This is a genomic window from Terrabacter sp. 05T424, from assembly GCF_056396225.1.
This window is the reverse complement of the sequence record NZ_JBFTLB010000010.1, coordinates 48334-64164: the sequence shown is the minus strand read 5'-3', so window position 1 is coordinate 64164 and position 15831 is coordinate 48334. Positions and strand designations below refer to the sequence as shown.

Sequence of the window (15831 nt, the reverse complement as noted above, 5' to 3'; positions counted from 1 at the left end):
CGCCTGGACTGACGAGCGACGCGAGCGAAGCGAGCCAGCCGAGGAGGGAAGGCGTGACGTCAGGGCGCGCCGAACCCGGCGAGCGGAGCGAGCCAGAGTTATTTCACGTCGTCGAGGTCGACGACGAAGATGAGCGTCTCGCCGGGCTTGATCGCGCCACCGGCTCCGCGCTCGCCGTAGGCGAGGTGCGACGGGATGGTCAGCTTGCGCCGGCCCCCGACCTTCATGCCCTCGATGCCCTTGTCCCAGCCGGGGATGACCATGCCGACACCGAGGCGGAAGTCGAGCGGTGCTCCGCGGTTCCACGACGAGTCGAACTCCTCACCCGTCGAGTGCGCGACCCCGACGTAGTGGGCGCTCACCGTGTCACCGGCCTTGGCCTCGCGGCCGTCGCCGTCGATGAGATCCTCGACGACGAGGTCGGCGGGAGCCTCACCATCCGGAAAGTCGATCTCGGGCTTGGAACGGGTGGGGTCGAGTGCCATGCTGCGTGTCCCTTCGTTGGTGGTCGTGCGTGCGTGTGGCCCTGCAGGCCGAGCCGAGGGTCAGTATGCGTCGAGGATGTCGACGACGAACACGAGAGTGTCGGTGCCCGAGATCTTGGGCGGGCTGCCGGCGTTGCCGTAGCCGTCCTTCGGCGGGATGACGATCAGGACGCGGCTGCCGACCTTCTTGCCCACGAGGGTCTTGTCCCAGCCCGGGATGACCCCGCCGACGCCGATCGGGAAGTCCGCCGCGGCGCCACGCTGCCACGAGGAGTCGAAGACGCTGCCGTCCTTCCAGAGGACGCCGTGGTACTGCGCGCTGATCGTCTGGCCCTGCTGGACCGTCGCGCCGGTGCCCTGGATGAGGGTCGCCTGCTGCGTCGTCGTGGGGGCGGCGGACTTCGGCACCGTCACGGTCGGCTCCTTGGTCGGGCCGTTCTTGAACTCGACCGTCGGAAGGCCGGCGGGAGCCGCCGTCTGCGTGCCGTCGATCTTGGCGAGGGGCGTGTGCACGTCGGCGATGTCGGCGACGACCACGATGGTGTCGGTGCCCTTCACGCCGAGCTGCTCGTTGCCGGCGGAGCCGAAACCCTTCTCGGGCGGGATGGTGAAGGCGATGCGGGAGCCCTTGGTGGCGCCGAGCAGCCCCTCGGTGAAACCGGCGATGAGGTCGGCACGACCCAGGCGGTAGCCCTCGGCCTTGCGACCGGCCGCGTAGCCGTCGTCGAGGAGCTTGCCGCTCGTGCCGTTGTAGATGGTGGCACGCAGGCTCACGGCGTCGGCTTTCGTGGCCGCCTTGCCGCTGCCCGGCGTCAGCACCTTGTGCTCGACCGTCTTGGAGCTGATCGGCGTCTTGCCGAGCGCCACCTTGGGGGCGGTCTTGAAGTCGACCGCTCCGGTGGCGGTGACTCCTGCCAGGGCGACCGAGGCGGGTGCAGTGGTCGCGGAGCCGGTGGACCCGGTCGAGGTCGAGCCGCAGGCGGCGACGGTGGTGAGCCCGAGGGCAGCGATCAGGGCAGCGGCCGTGCGAGCGGCCGGACGGTTGGGACGCACAGGTGAGACTTTCGGTCGGGGGCGGGCGGGTGTGGAGGTCCCGCTGGGCAAATCCCGGCCACTGTAACGCCCACCCTTGTGGACGGTTCACAGCGCGTTGACAGGTTGACGCCGTTCCCGTGCGGGGCGGCGAGTCGGTCCACGCCTGTCGCGGACGGCTCTGACAAGTTGGGACCCAGACGGGACCCAGACGGGACTCAGAGGGGACGCTGGACCGTCGGCGACCGGTCGATGGTCTCCATCAGCCGCTCGACCCGCTCGTCGACGGACCGGAACGGGTCCTTGCAGAGGACGGTGCGCTGGGCCTGGTCGTTGAGCTTGAGGTGCACCCAGTCGACCGTGAAGTCGCGACCGTGCGCCTGGGCTGCCCGAATGAAGTCGCCACGCAGCTTGGCACGCGTCGTCTGTGGTGGCCGCACCTTGGCCTCGAAGATCTCGACGTCGGAGGCGACGCGCGCCGTGCGGCCGTGGCGCTGGAGCAGGTAGAAGAGCCCCCGTCGCCGGTTGATGTCGTGGTAGGCGAGGTCGAGCTGCTGAACCCGCGCGTCGGTCAGGGCGAGACCGTGGCGCTCGCGGTAGCGCTCGATGAGCCGGTGCTTGATCACCCAGTCGATCTCGGTGTCGATGGCGTCGAGGTCGCCGCTGCCGATGGCGTCGAGCGCGCGACCCCAGAGGTCGATGACCTGCTTGGTGTCTGGGCTGCTCACACCCTCGCGGTCGATGAACTCGATGGCCTTGTCGAGGTACTCGCGCTGCATCTCCAGAGCCGAGATCTCGCGGCCGTTGTTGAGCCGGACGGTCGCCCGCCCCGTCGGGTCGTGGCTCATCGTGCGGATCGCACGGATGGGGTTCTCCATGGACAGGTCGCGCATCACCACCCCGGCCTCGATCATGCGCAGCACGAGGTCGGCGCTGCCGACCTTGAGGAGGTTGGTCGTCTCGGACATGTTCGAGTCGCCGACGATGACGTGCAGCCGACGGTACTTCTCGGCGTCGGCGTGGGGCTCGTCGCGGGTGTTGATGATCGGGCGGCTGCGTGTCGTGGCGGACGACACGCCCTCCCAGATGTGGTCGGCCCGCTGGCTCACGGCGAAGCTCGCCCCGTGGGCCGTGGCGACGACCTTGCCTGCGCCGCAGACGATCTGTCTGCTGATGAGGAACGGGATGAACATGTCGGACACGCGCTGGAAGTCGCCGGTGCGCCCGTAGCAGTAGTTCTCGTGGCAGCCGTAGGAGTTGCCGGCGGAGTCGGTGTTGTTCTTGAAGACGAAGATCTCGCCCTCCACCCCGTCGTCGCGCAGCCGGCCCTGGGCGTCCTCGACGAGTCCCTCGAGGATGCGCTCCCCCGCCTTGTCCTGGATGACGAGCTCACGCACCGAGTCACACTCGGCCGTGGCGTACTCGGGGTGCGAGCCCACGTCGAGGTAGAGCCGCGCCCCGTTGCCGAGGAAGACGTTGCTCGAGCGGCCCCATGCCACGACGCGGCGGAAGAGGTAGCGGGCCACCTCGTCGGGAGTCAGGCGCCGCTGGCCCTGCGTGGTGCAGGTGACGCCGTACTCGTTCTCGATCCCGAAGATCCGCCGCTCCATGAACCAACTCTAGGCGGACGTCCCCGCATCCGGTCGGCGTCGCCCATCAGGTCGCGCGTGTCATCACGGCGGCGCGAGGTCGGCATGGTCCTTACGGCTCACCGGATGGGTGACGACCTCGCCGTGCGCGTCGGGCACGGCGACGACGCGGCCCCCGCTCACCAGCTGCACCTGGTCCGCCAGTGTGTCCGCCGTCATGGTGAAGACGATCTGCGTCATCGTCAGCTGCTGCACCCCCATCGAGAGCCGGTCGAAGCCGGACGGCACGGTCACTCGTGCGGTGCCGTCGTCCGTGATGGTGGCTGTCGGCGTACGCGTCGTGACCGGCACGTCCGTGTCCAGCCCGGCCGCCACCTCCCCGGGCGCGCCTGCACTGAGTCGTGTCCCCCTGTCGGGGCCAGCTGTGGGGCGGAGCGTCGGGCGAGGGTCCGGACGCTCGGCGCGTCCCGGCATCCCGACTGGCCCGACGCGCCGGAGAGGCACGAGAATGTGGCTGCCACAATGGTGGTTGCTGATCCCCCACGGCCGGCCCCCGACCCTCCCCTGCATTGGACGGAAATGATCGACAGACCGCACTTCAAGTCCTCCCGCCGCGGCTACGAGCCCGAGGAGGTCGACGCCTTCATCGAGTCGCAGAACCGCACCCTCCAGGCCGCCAAGAAGGACGCAGCCGAGCGCAGCGTCGAGCTGACCAAGCTCAACGCGGCCCTGACCGACCTGCGGGGGCAGCTCGGCCAGCAGTCGCGCGTGATGGCCGACCTGAAGAAGAACAGCACCCCGAGCCCCGCGCAGACCTACACCGACCTCGGTGAGCGCATCGGCCAGATCCTCTCGCTCGCCGACGAGGAGGCCGCTGACCTGCGCAACCGCGCCACCACCGATGCCGACGAGATCCGCGAGCGCGCCAACCGGGCCGCCGCCGACCTCAAGTCGACCACGAGCACGTACGCCGATCAGGCCCGAGCGCGAGCCGACGAGGAGTCCGTGCGGATCATCGCCCAGGCCAACCGCGAGGCCCAGGCCATCGTCGCCGAGGCCCAGAGCGTCACAGCGGCCCAGCGCCAAGAGGCCGCCGCCGAGTTCGAGGCGCACCGCCTCAAGGCCTCCACGGCCTCAGCCGAGCTCGAGGTCAAGCTCGCTGCACGGCGCGAGTCCGCCGACCTCGAGTTCGAGGTGCGCCGCCAGCAGCAGGAGGCCGCCCTCGGTGAGAGCGAGTCCCGCCTGCGGCAGTTGACCGAGCGGGCCGAGCACGACGCCCACGAGATGCGGGCTCGGGCCGAGCGCCTGCTCGAGAACGCGCAGACGCAGGCCGACCAGATCGTCTCCGAGGCCCGCGACCACGCTTCGCGCCTGCGCGAAGAGTCCGACCGCGAGCTCGCGGCCGCCTCGGCCCAGCGCGACAGCATCACGGCCCAGCTCGGCAACGTCCGCCAGATGCTCGCCACCCTCGGCGGCGGGGCCCTCATGGACTCCTTCGGCGCCCCCGACAAGCCCGCCCAGCCGGCTCCCCCGGCCGACGCGACGCAGGCGCTGCCGGCCGTTGGTGCTGCCGGCACTCCCGCTCAGGCGGCAGGCGGTGACGAGGCGGCCGCCTCAGACGACGAGGGCGCTGCCGACGACGCGGACGCCCACCATCCCGAGACTGCCACCAGCACGGACTCCGACGAGTCGACCGAGGCAGCGAACAACGCAGCGGAGGAGACCGACGAGGTCACCGGCGCCACTGAAGCCACCGCCGACGCGAAGGCGGAGAGTGGCTCGAACGGTTCGTCGTACTACCAGCGCAAGCGGGTCGACGCCTCGCGCCGCTGAGGCGAGCCGAGACGGCACGGCACGCCGCCCACCTGACCAGGTGGGCGGCCCCCCGTCGTCGTCAGTGGTGGGTTCCGTCAGCAGTGGGGCTTCCCGTCACGGGTGCGCGCCGCATCCCTCACTCGTGAGGGAACCGCCCACTTCTGCGGTAAGACGTCACCGCCGGCGTACGCCTAGGGCCCGGACGGGCTCTCGGGCTCGCCTGCTGGAGGCGGACCCTCAGCGGCCGTGGGTGACTCGGCGGACTCGGCGGGCTCGGCGGGCTCTCCGGCGGACCCCCCAGCGCCGCCCGAGCTGCCCAGCACCTCGGCGGGCACGTCGCTCGTCTCACGCGGCTCGATCAGCCTTGCGAGCAGCGGGCCGACGATCCGGCGGAACGACCGTCGGGGCCGGTCGCGGTCGAGAACCGCAACTTCGAGCTGCGCCGCGTCGAGCACGCGCCGCTCGCCGTTCTCACCCGCACCGAGCACGTCGACCGCGAGGCGCAGCACCTCACTCAGGTCCATGCCGGCTCGCCAGGCCGTGCCGAGTCGCTCCTCGGCCGCGTCGCTGGCGCCGCCCATCGCCACGAAGCCCTGCTCGTCGGCGACCGACCCGTCGTAGGTGAGCCGGAAGATCTGGTCGGCCTCGCTGTCGACCCCCACTTCGGCGACCACGATCTCGATCTCGAAGGGCTTTGACTCCTGGGTGAAGACCGCGCCGAGGGTCTGGGCGTAGGTGTTGGCCAGGGCCCGAGCCGTCACGTCGGTGCGGTCGTAGGAGTAGCCGCGCAGGTCGGCATAGCGGATGCCGGCGACGCGAAGGCTCTCGAACTCGTTGTAGCGACCGACCGCCGCGAAGGCGATGCGGTCGTAGATCTCGGACACCTTGTGCAGGGCGCGGGACGGGTTCTCGGCGACGAAGGCGATCCCGCGGTCGTAGCCGACCACGATGACCGAGCGGCCACGGGCAATTCCCTTGCGCGCGAAGTCGGCCCGGTCCTTCATGACCTGTTCGGGCGGGACGTAGAACGGCATGCTCATCGGGCACCTCCCGGGTTGTCGCGCCGCGCGGCCACGACCCGTTCGACGTGCCCCTCGAGGACGTCCTGGGCCACGAACCGGGCGCCGGCGTGGTCGACGAGCGCGACGGTCGGCCAGATCTGCCGGCCGAGGTCGGGACCGCCCGTGGCGGAGTCGTCGTCGGCGGCGTCGTAGAGCGCCTCGATGGCGACCGACACGGCCTGCTGCTCCTCGAGTCCCGGACGCCAGAGCTTCTTCAGGGCGCCTCGCGCGAAGACGGAGCCGGAACCGGTCGAGTGGTGACCGCCCTCGATGTAGCAGCCGCCGGTGACGTCGTAGGAGTAGATGCGCCCGGTGGCGGACTCGAGGTCGAAGCCGGCATACGTCGGCACGACCGTCAGGCCCTGCATCGCGAGACCCAGGTTGCCGCGGATCATCGAGGCGAGGCGGTTGGCCTTGCCCTCGAGCGACATGATCGCGCCCTCGATCTTCTCGTAGTGCTCGAGCTCGACCTGGTAGAGCCGGACGAGCTCGATCGCGATGCCGGCCGTGCCGGCGATGCCGACGACGCTGAAGTCGTCTGCGGCGAAGACCTTCTCCATGTCGCGGTTGGCGATGACGTTGCCCATCGTGGCGCGGCGGTCACCGGCCATGAGGACCCCACCGTCGTAGAGGAGGGAGACGATCGTCGTGCCGTGGGGTGCCTCGATGCTGGCGCCCGACGGCAGGCGGCGACCGGCGGGCAGCAGCTCGGGGCGGTAGACGGAGACGAACTCGGTGAAGGACGACGAGCCGGCGCTCAGGAAGGCGTCATCGAGCCGACGCGACCGTCCCGGGAGCGAGTCGGTCACTGGCCGCCCTTCTGGACGAAGCCCCGCACGAACTCCTCGGCGTTGGACTCGAGCACCCCGTCGATCTCGTCGAGGACGCTGTCGATGTCGTCGGAGAGACCTTCCTTGACGGCGGCACCGGCAGGTGCGGCGGGCGGTGTCTCAGGGGCCTCAGGCGACTCCTCGTCACGACGCTGCGGCTTGGCGTGCTCCTGACCCGGCATGGCTACCTCCCAGACGTGTTCAACCTCGTTGGCTCGACCCTAACCCGTGCGACCGCGCGTTCCGAGCACCGCCCCGGAAGGGGCGGACGGCATACGTGATCGGGCGCGTGGCTGGCCGAGGCCACGTGGGCGGGTCTCAGTCGGGGGTGGCGAGCCCGCGGAGCAGCTCTGCGACGTCGGCGCTCTCCTCGAGAAGGGCGCCCACCTGCGCCCTGGTGCCGCGTTCGGGCTCGAGGATCGGCACGCGCTGCAGGCTGGCACGGCCCGGCACGTCGAAGACCACGGAGTCCCAGCTCGCGGAGAACACCTGCCCCGTGAAGCGGCGCACGCACTCCCCCCGGAACCACGCCCGGGTGTCCTCGGGAGGTGTCGTCTGCGCGGCCTTGACCTCCTCGGGCGTGACGAGGTCGCGGAGCATCCCCCGGTCGCGCAGGCGGTGCACGAGGCCCTTCTCGGGACGCACGTCGGCCCACTGGATGTCGATGGCGGCAAGGCGGTGGTCGTCCCACGCGAGGCCGTCACGCGCCCGGTAGCCCTCGAGGACCTTGAGCTTGGCCACCCAGTCGAGCAGCGGCGAGCACGACATGACGTCGCGACCGAGGCCGGTGAGGACCTCTTCCCAGAGAGCCATCACCTCGGCGGTGGCGTCGGACTCGGGGTCGTCACCACGGCGGTCGAGCCAGCTACGGGCCGCCTCGAAGTACATCCACTGGACGTCGAGGGCAGTGACGGTGCGCCCGTCGACGAGCTCGACCGTCGCCTGCAGGCTGGGGTCGTGCGAGACGGTCTGGAGCGCGGCGACGGGCCGACGGATCGACCAGTCCTCGCTGAGGTGGCCGTCCTCGATCATGCCGAGGACGAGTGACGTCGTTCCGGTCTTCAGCAGGGTCGCCACGTCGAGCTGGTTGGCGTCGCCGATGATGACGTGCAGGCGGCGGTAGCGGTCGGCCACCGCGTGCGGCTCGTCACGGGTGTTGATGATCGGCCGCTTGAGCGTCGTCTCGAGCCCGACCTCGGTCTCGAAGAAGTCGGCCCGCTGCGAGATCTGGTAACCCGCTCCCCTGCTGTCGACCCCGAGCCCCACCCGCCCTGCGCCGCAGACGACCTGGCGAGTGACGAAGAACGGGATGAGGTGCCGCACGATGTCGGGAAAAGCGGTGCGGCGTGGCATGAGGTAGTTCTCGTGCGTGCCGTAGGACTGGCCCTTGCCGTCGGCGTTGTTCTTGTACAGGTTGACGGGAGGCTGGCCGGGGCGTGCGGCGAGCAGTCGCACCGACTCCAGGGCGATGGCGTCGCCGGCCCGGTCCCACGTGACCGCGTCGCGCGGCAGCGTGACCTCGGGCGAGCTGTACTCGGGGTGCGCGTGGTCGACGTAGTAGCGCGCCCCGTTGGTCAGCACGACGTTGGCCAGGGTGGGGTCCTCGACGTCGGTCAGCTGGCTCGGGTCGGCAGCCTGCCGGTCGAGCTGCCAGCCGCGGGCGTCGCGCAGCGGGTCCTCGAAGGCGTAGTCCCAGCTGGACTGGTTCGACCGGATGCCCTGGGCCGCGGCGTAGACGCTCACGACCTGCCCGGAGAGGAACATCGGGTTGGCCATCGGGTCGCCCGGCACGGAGATGCCGTACTCGGTCTCGAGCCCCATGATCCGCCGCACCGTCATGGCCCGACCCTAACCGGAGCGCTGCCCGGGGCTCGTGGCTGCCCGGCACGCGTACGCGTGTGGTGGCGCCTCAGAGCGCCCCGACCTTCTGGAGGCGGTTGAGCGAGAACCAGCCGAACGGGATCGGCAGCCAGTACGTCGCGAGGCGGTAGAGGATCACCGCGGGCACAGCCACGGCACTGTCGACGCCGATCTGGATGAGACCGAACGACAACGCGGCCTCGATGCCCCCGAGGCCACCCGGTGTCGGGACGGCCGAGCCGACGATCGCGCCGGCGAAGTAGACGACGGCGACCGATGCGACGGACGGCTCCACGCCGAACGCACGCGTCGCGCACACGAGGGCCGCGACGAAGGAGGCATCGAGCAGGAGCGCCCCGCCGAGCAGCTGGGCGAGCCGGCGCGGGTGCTGGAAGGTCTCGAGCACCTGGGGCAGGGCCGAGCGCACCTGCGGCATGACGCGCTCGGTGAGGAAGCCCCGGATCTTCGGGACCGCCAGCAGCCCGAGGGCGATGATGACGACAGCCAGGATGGCGGCCACCAGCACGGGCGACGGGCTGAAGGAGACCGACGGGCCGGTGCCGGCGAGCACGCCTGAGATGACGAGCAGCACGAAGTACGAACAGAACTGGGCCACCTGCGCGACACCGACGCTGGCGCCGGCCAAGGTGGGCGTCAGGCCCGAGGTCTGCAGGTAGCGGGTGTTGAGGGCGATGTTTCCCACGGCCGCCGGCGCGACGAGCCCGCTGAAGGCGACGGCGAGCTGCGTCATGTAGGTGCGGATGAACCGCAGGTGCACGGGCGCCGCCCCGGCGAGCGCGATGGAGGCGCCGGCGAAGGTGGCGGCGGCGAAGACGACCAGTGCGACCATCCACCGCCAGTCGGCCTGCCGGAACACGGTGACGAGGTCGAACTGGGTGAGCTGGGTGAGGATGAAGTAGGCGGCGACGGTCCCGCCGATGACGGTGACCACGGCGCGGGCCGACACGCGGCGCAGCTGCACCGGCTCGACGTGCTCGATCGAGGGGCGCAGCTCGACGAGTCGGCTGCGCAGCTCCTTGAGAACGCCACGGCGCTCGCGCAGCGCCTCACGCGTCTCGGGCGTGAGGGCGACGGACTGGAGCAGCGGCACGGCACGGAGCACCGCCTCCTCGCCGAGAGTCTCGGCCGCCGCCTTGACAGTGCGCGCAGGCCCCACGGCGAGGGCGACGGTCGTCAACAGCTGGGCGAGGTCGATGCGCAGGCTGATGTCGTCGGCAGCGACGTCGCCGCTGCCCAGGCTTGCGAGCGCGACCGTGTCGCCGTCGACGAGCACGTGCTGGGGGCTCAGCGAGCGGTGCGCCACGCGCCGCTGGTGCAAGGTCTCCGAGAGTCGGAACACGGCAGTGAGCTGGGCGTCGGTGAGGGCGGTCCCGACCTCGGCGAGCGGACGGCCTTTCGGCTCCACGTAGGCGATGACGGCTGAGAAGGGTCCCACCTCGGCGATGGACACCGGCCTCGGGGCAGGGATACCGAGGTCCTGGAGGACCAGGCCCATGAGGGTGCGGTGCTCGATCTCGGAGCGCAGGGTCAGCGCCGGCGGCCGGGTGAACCCGCTCCGCAGCCTGAGCACGCGCAGGAAGCGACGGCCCGAGGCGAGACCGAAGGTGTCGCGGTCGATGACGTGCACGTCGACGGCGCGCGCGCCGTCGAAGCTCTCGGTCGTGCCGAGGTAACGCCGGTCGCCGGCGTCGTTCGCGTCGATGAGCTCGAGCCGGCTCAGCGGCACACCCGTGGCGACGAGCACATCGGCGACGTCACGGCCCGGGGCCCGCGTGGCGGTCACGCCGAAGGCGAGCCGGAAGGCGAGGCCGACGAGCCAGCCGAGCAGCAGCGAAGCCGTCAGAGCGGCCAGGGTCATGGCGCCCGAGAGGAGGGTCGTGACCAGGGTCGCGATCACGACGGTGACGGCGATCGGCCAGATCCACTTGCGGCCGGAGATGTCGGCGACCGTCAGCAGCGAGACGGTCGAGACGATGACGATGTCGAGAGGGCCGGTGTGCCCGGTCGGTGTGGGCCGGGTCAGCACCTCGGTGACGAAGCCGCCGTTTCCCGACTGGACCAGCACCGCGAGCACGATGACGATGACGCCGGCAACGACGGCCGCCCCGAGCGCCTGGATCAGCTGCAGTCCACGGCGGCGGACCACGAGGTCGATCCCCACGCCGATCGGCACGAGGAGGACCCCGATGCCGCTCACCAGCGAGAGCAGGGTCAGCAACACCCGGGGCAGGCCGCTGGTGACGTCGGTGAGGTCCTGCTCGACAGCGCCTCGGGTGCCCGACGCCAGGTCGGCCACGACGAGGCCGAGCACGAGCAGCAGCAGGGCCACGACGAGCCGGACGACGTCCGCAGGACGCCGGACCCGCTCGGGGATGGCCGGCTCGACGACGTCGACGTCAGCCGGGGGCACCGGCGTCGGCGCCTCCGGGTCGACCGCGTCGGCGCGTTCCGCAGGCACCTCTGACGCAGTCTGCGTCTCGGTCTCGTCGACCGCCTCCGGCTCCGCGGTCGGTCGCATGTCTTCCCCCGTGCTCTCGTCAGCGCGCCCCGGACGACCTTCGTGGACGGCGGGACCGGACGGTCTCGCGCGTTCCTTGTCGTCGGGCATGAGGTCAATCCTGCCTGAGCCGCGCCCCGATTGGACGCACCTGCGCCGTACGGGTGGATCGGGGGCTGGCATGTCTCACGGGTCGGGGTGCGAGACTGACGCTCGTGACGGCCACCGGCTCTTGGGACATGCCCCTGCGAACCAAGCTGCTCGCTCGCGCCCTGCAACGCTGGCGCGGCGGCATCGCCACCCTCACTCCTGACGGAATCGCCCGCAGCAGAGCGCTGTTCACGCCGCCTCGACCGCCGTACACCTGGGTGACGGGTCCCGTCCCGGCGTCGGTGCTCGTCGGCGCCACGTCGTTCACCGCCCGCGACGGCGCCTCGATCGCGGTCCGCACCTACCGTCGAAGGGACTCCGAGGGCGACACGCTGCCCGCCCTGCTGTGGTTCCACGGTGGCGGCTGGGTGCTCGGCAACACACGCGGCTACGACCCGATCTGCGCCTGGCTCGCCGACACCTGCAAGGTCGTCGTGCTGAACGTCGACTACCGGCTCGCGCCGGAGCATCGCGCCCCGCAGGCGGCCCACGACTGTGTCGACGCGGTCCGCTGGGTGGCGTCGGCCGACCCGACGGACGGCATACGGCCGACGGGGATCGGTCTCGCGGGCGACTCCGCGGGCGGCAACCTCGCCGCGGTGGCCGCGCACGTGCTCCGTGACGAAGCGGCCGACGTCACCTACCAGGCCCTGCTCTATCCCGCGGTCGACGCGACGATGAGCAGCCCGTCCGTCGCCCTGCACGCCCAGGCTCCGATCCTCACCCGACCCGACATGGACGCGTTCCTCGCGCACTACCTCGGTGACGGTGAGGACGCCCTCGACCGCCACGACCCCCTCGTCTCGCCGCTGCACGCCCCCGACCACGAGCGGCTCCCCGCCACGCTCGTGCAGACGGCCGACCTCGACCCGCTGCGCGACGAGGGCCGTCGCTACGCCACGGCATTGCGCGAGGCGGGCACGACGGTGCGTCACACGAACTACCCCCGGGTGCCCCACGGCTTCATGAGCTTCCCCGGCGCCACGAGGGCCGGGGCCGCGGCGCGCCTCGAGCTCTCGCAGTGGGTCTCGGGCCAGGCACATCCCGGGGACGTCGGATAGTCTGCGAAGGCACACGAGTCTCGCGAGGGATGGTCTCGAAGTGAACGATGTCGTCGTGTTCAGCGGCTCCGCGCACCCCGCGCTCGCCGACCGCATCTGCTCCCACCTCGGGGTGACCCGTTCCCCCGTCGACCTCAAGCGCTTCAGCAACGACTGCCTCCAGGCCCAGCTGCTGGCCAACTGCCGCCAGCGCGACGTCTACATCGTGCAGCCGCTCGTGCCGCCCACCCAGGAGCACCTGATGGAGCTGCTCCTGATGATCGACGCGGCGCGCGGGGCCTCGGCGGCGCAGATCACGGCCGTCATGCCGCACTACGCCTACGCGAGGTCCGACAAGAAGGATGCGTCTCGCATCTCCCTCGGTGGGCGTCTCGTCGCCGACATGATCTCGACCGCCGGCGCGCACCGCGTGCTGACGATGGCACTGCACGCCCCACAGGTGCACGGCTTCTTCTCGACCCCGGTCGACCACCTCACCGCGATCGGCGTGCTCGCCGACCACTTCCGCGATGCCGACCTCGCCAACTCGATCGTCGTCAGCCCCGACCTCGGCAACGCCAAGGTGGCCACGCAGTTCGCCCGGCTGCTGGGCCTGCCCGTCGCGGCAGGGTCGAAGCAGCGGGTCGCCGACGACCGTGTCGTCATCGAGTCGATCGTCGGTGACGTCTCGGGACGGCGGGCGATCATCCTCGACGACGAGATCGCGACGGGTGGCTCGATGCTCGAGCTCATGGACCGACTCAAGGATGCCGGCGCCACCGAGGCCGCCATCGTCTGCACCCACGGCCTCTTCGCCGGCAAGGCGGTCGAGCGGCTGAGTGACCACCCCTTCGTCACGCAGGTCGTCACCACCGACACGGTGCCCCCGCCAGACGGCTGGCCGGAGCTCAAGGTGCGGTCGGTCTCGGCCCTCTTCGCCGAGGCGATCAGCCGCATCCACCACGGGCGTTCCGTCAGCTCGCTCTTCGAGGGCGTCGACCCGACCCACGCGCCTCCGCAGGCGAAGCTGCCGTTCGAGACGCACGCATGAGCGGCGTCTTGTGGTGGCGTCGCCCGGCGGCGGCCCTCCTCGTCGACGTGCTGCTCGTCGTCGTCTTCGCGGCGGTCGGACGCGCCAGCCACGACGAGACCAACCCCGTCATCGGGGCGCTGAGCACGGCGTGGCCCTTCCTGGTCGGCACCGCGCTGGGCTGGCTCGTCGTGCGGGCCAGCCGGCGCACCTGGCCGGTCGACGTCGCTCCCGGCATCACGGTGTGGTTCGCCACCGTGCTCGTCGGGATGGTGCTGCGCCGCGCCGTCGGCTCGGGCACCGCGGTCAGCTTCGTCGTGGTGGCCTCGGTCGTGCTGGCAGTGTTCCTGCTCGGTTGGCGAGCCCTGGGGGCGTATGCCGCCCGGCGCACCCCCGCGCGCACCTGACCCACCCCGTCGAAAGGCCAAAGTTCGCCGCCTCACGACCGTCGAAAGGCCAAAGTTCGCCGCCTCACGACCGTCGAAAGGCCAAAGTTCGCCGCCTCACGACCGTCGAAAGGCCAAAGTCCGGCCGCAGTGTCGACCCGGGGCGCGCGTATGCCGTGTGGTCCGCCTCGCGGACCATACGGCATACGCGAGGTGTCAGAGGTACTGACCCGTGTTGGCCGTGGCGATGGAGCGACCCGGCTCGGTGCCGTCCTTGCCCTTGATGAGGGTGCGGATGTAGACGATGCGCTCGCCCTTCTTGCCACTGATGCGCGCCCAGTCGTCGGGGTTGGTCGTGTTGGGCAGGTCCTCGTTCTCCTTGAACTCGTCGACACAGCTCGCGAGGACGTGCTCGACGCGGATGCCCTTCTGCCCGGTGGTCAGGAAGTCCTTGATCGCGAGCTTCTTCGCGCGGTCGACGATGTTCTGGATCATCGCGCCCGAGTTGAAGTCCTTGAAGTAGAGGATCTCCTTGTCGCCGCCCTGGTAGGTGACCTCGAGGAAGCGGTTCTCCTCCATCTCGGAGTACATCCGCTCGACGGCCGCCGTGATCATGGCCTCGACGGTCGCGTCGCGGTCGCCACCGTTGACGGCGAGGTCGTGCTCGTGGAGTGGCAGCGTGTCGGTGAGGTACTTGCTGAAGATGTCGCGCGCGCTCTCTGCATCGGGCCGCTCGATCTTGATCTTGGCGTCGAGCCGGCCGGGACGCAGGATCGCGGGGTCGATCATGTCCTCGCGGTTCGAGGCACCGATGACGATGACGTTGTCGAGCCGCTCGACACCGTCGATCTCGGCAAGCAGCTGCGGGACGATGGTGGTCTCGACATCACTGCTGACACCTGACCCACGAGTGCGGAAGAGGGAGTCCATCTCGTCGAAGAAGACGACGACCGGCGTTCCGTCAGAAGCCTTTTCGCGCGCACGCTGGAAGATCAGCCGGATGTGCCGCTCGGTCTCACCGACGTACTTGTTGAGCAGCTCAGGACCCTTGATGTTGAGGAAGTAGCTCTTCTCGGTCTGCTTGCCGGTGCGAGCCGCGACCTGGCGAGCGAGCGAGGCGGCCACCGCCTTGGCGATGAGCGTCTTGCCACAGCCGGGCGGACCGTAGAGCAGCACTCCCTTGGGTGGCTTGAGCGCGTGCTCCTTGTAGAGCTCCGGGTGCAGGAACGGCAGCTCGACGGCGTCGCGGATCTGCTCGATCTGACCGGCGAGACCCCCGATGTCGGCGTAGTCGACGTCGGGCACCTCCTCGAGGACGAGCTCCTCGATCTCGAGCTTCGGGATGAGCTCGTGGACGAAGTTGGACCGGGGGTCGAGGGTGAGGGAGTCGCCGACCCGGATGTGCTCGACGAGCAGCGGCGTGGCGATGCGGCACACGCGCTCCTCGTCACCGTGGGTCACCACGACGACGCGGTCGTACTCGAGGCGCTCCTTGACCGTGACGACCTCACCGACTCGCTCGTAGCCGTGGACCGAGACGACGTTGAGGGCCTCGTTCAGCATGACCTCGCGGCCGAGGCCCAGCTGCTGCTGGTCGACGGACGGGCTGATCGCCACGCGCATCTTGCGACCGCCGGTGAGGATGTCGATCGCCCCGTCGTCGGGCACATCGACCACCAGGCCGTAGGTGCTCGGCGGCTGGGCCAGACGGTCGACCTCCTTCTTGAGCGTGACGATCTGCTCGCGGGCGTCCTTGAGCGTGCGCACGAGGCGCTCGTTCTGCGACGAGAGCGTCGACAGGCTGGTCTGCACGTGAGCCAGCCGTGCCTCGAGCTCACGGGTGCGCTGCGGCGAGTGCCGCGCCACCTCGCGAAGGGACTCGACCTCGGCGCGCAGGGCTGCGAGCTCGCGGTCCCCCACGTCGGGAGTTCCGGCGCCGGCGGCACGCTCAGGGTCTGGGTTGCGGACGTCATCAGACATCTCGGCCTCCTCATCCGTCACTCGCACATAGTGACGATTCGACCCTAACCCCGCG

14 protein-coding genes are annotated in these 15831 nt (G+C 70.4%); 4 read left to right on the top strand and 10 right to left on the bottom strand.

Going from position 1 to position 15831, the window contains the following annotated elements; translation table 11 throughout:
• Positions 1 to 98 precede the first annotated feature (98 nt).
• The 4 genes from AC1DE0_RS18555 to AC1DE0_RS18540 form a co-directional block, all read right to left on the bottom strand.
• Positions 99 to 485, bottom strand: a complete 387-nt coding sequence (locus AC1DE0_RS18555) for an FKBP-type peptidyl-prolyl cis-trans isomerase (protein WP_478103796.1) — start codon at positions 483 to 485, stop codon at positions 99 to 101.
• A 60-nt stretch (positions 486 to 545) separates the two neighbouring features.
• Positions 546 to 1538: an FKBP-type peptidyl-prolyl cis-trans isomerase gene (locus AC1DE0_RS18550; RefSeq protein WP_478103791.1), complete on the bottom strand. Its 993-nt coding sequence runs from the start codon at positions 1536 to 1538 to the stop codon at positions 546 to 548.
• Between the two features lie 197 nt (positions 1539 to 1735).
• Positions 1736 to 3127 carry a Pup--protein ligase gene (gene pafA, locus AC1DE0_RS18545; RefSeq protein ID WP_478103788.1) on the bottom strand — a complete coding sequence of 464 codons (1392 nt, stop codon included), beginning with the start codon at positions 3125 to 3127 and terminating at the stop codon, positions 1736 to 1738.
• Between the two features lie 63 nt (positions 3128 to 3190).
• A complete protein-coding gene (locus AC1DE0_RS18540; protein WP_478103784.1) occupies positions 3191 to 3457 on the bottom strand; it encodes a hypothetical protein in 267 nt (88 codons plus the stop codon).
• Positions 3458 to 3685: 228 nt separating this feature from the next.
• Between AC1DE0_RS18540 and AC1DE0_RS18535 the strand changes: the two genes are divergently transcribed.
• Positions 3686 to 4939: a hypothetical protein gene (locus tag AC1DE0_RS18535; RefSeq protein ID WP_478103781.1), complete on the top strand. Its 1254-nt coding sequence runs from the start codon at positions 3686 to 3688 to the stop codon at positions 4937 to 4939.
• Positions 4940 to 5112: 173 nt separating this feature from the next.
• Here the strand turns inward: AC1DE0_RS18535 and prcA are convergent, their stop codons facing one another.
• The 5 genes from prcA to AC1DE0_RS18510 all read right to left on the bottom strand — a co-directional run bounded on the left by prcA (position 5113) and on the right by AC1DE0_RS18510 (position 11211).
• Complete coding sequence (gene prcA, locus AC1DE0_RS18530; RefSeq protein WP_478103778.1) at positions 5113 to 5961, bottom strand: proteasome subunit alpha; 849 nt, start codon at positions 5959 to 5961, stop codon at positions 5113 to 5115.
• Positions 5958 to 6791, bottom strand: coding sequence for a proteasome subunit beta (gene prcB / locus AC1DE0_RS18525; protein ID WP_478103775.1), 834 nt, complete (start codon positions 6789 to 6791; stop codon positions 5958 to 5960). Before prcB ends, prcA begins: the two co-directional genes overlap by 4 nt.
• On the bottom strand, positions 6788 to 6994 hold the full coding sequence (locus AC1DE0_RS18520) for a ubiquitin-like protein Pup (protein ID WP_478103771.1): 207 nt from the start codon (positions 6992 to 6994) through the stop codon (positions 6788 to 6790). The genes prcB and AC1DE0_RS18520 overlap by 4 nt, the downstream gene beginning before the upstream one ends.
• 136 nt (positions 6995 to 7130) lie before the next feature.
• Positions 7131 to 8651, bottom strand: a complete 1521-nt coding sequence (gene dop / locus AC1DE0_RS18515; RefSeq protein WP_478103767.1) for a depupylase/deamidase Dop — start codon at positions 8649 to 8651, stop codon at positions 7131 to 7133.
• A gap of 70 nt (positions 8652 to 8721) precedes the next feature.
• Positions 8722 to 11211, bottom strand: coding sequence for a lysylphosphatidylglycerol synthase domain-containing protein (locus tag AC1DE0_RS18510; protein ID WP_478103763.1), 2490 nt, complete (start codon positions 11209 to 11211; stop codon positions 8722 to 8724).
• 218 nt (positions 11212 to 11429) lie between these two features.
• Here AC1DE0_RS18510 and AC1DE0_RS18505 point away from each other — a divergent pair, with 218 nt between their 5' ends.
• Genes AC1DE0_RS18505 through AC1DE0_RS18495 form a run of 3 tightly spaced genes read left to right on the top strand, consistent with a single transcriptional unit; the run spans position 11430 to position 13817 of the window.
• The gene (locus AC1DE0_RS18505; protein WP_478103759.1) at positions 11430 to 12401 is read left to right on the top strand and encodes an alpha/beta hydrolase; all 972 of its coding nucleotides are present in this window, start codon (positions 11430 to 11432) and stop codon (positions 12399 to 12401) included.
• A 40-nt stretch (positions 12402 to 12441) separates the two neighbouring features.
• The gene (locus AC1DE0_RS18500) at positions 12442 to 13431 is read left to right on the top strand and encodes a ribose-phosphate diphosphokinase (protein ID WP_478103755.1); all 990 of its coding nucleotides are present in this window, start codon (positions 12442 to 12444) and stop codon (positions 13429 to 13431) included.
• Positions 13428 to 13817: a DUF3054 domain-containing protein gene (locus AC1DE0_RS18495; RefSeq protein WP_478103751.1), complete on the top strand. Its 390-nt coding sequence runs from the start codon at positions 13428 to 13430 to the stop codon at positions 13815 to 13817. The genes AC1DE0_RS18500 and AC1DE0_RS18495 overlap by 4 nt, the downstream gene beginning before the upstream one ends.
• Before the next feature lie 195 nt (positions 13818 to 14012).
• Here AC1DE0_RS18495 and arc read toward each other — a convergent pair whose 3' ends face one another.
• A complete protein-coding gene (arc, locus tag AC1DE0_RS18490) occupies positions 14013 to 15776 on the bottom strand; it encodes a proteasome ATPase (protein ID WP_478103749.1) in 1764 nt (587 codons plus the stop codon).
• Positions 15777 to 15831: the final 55 nt, after the last annotated feature.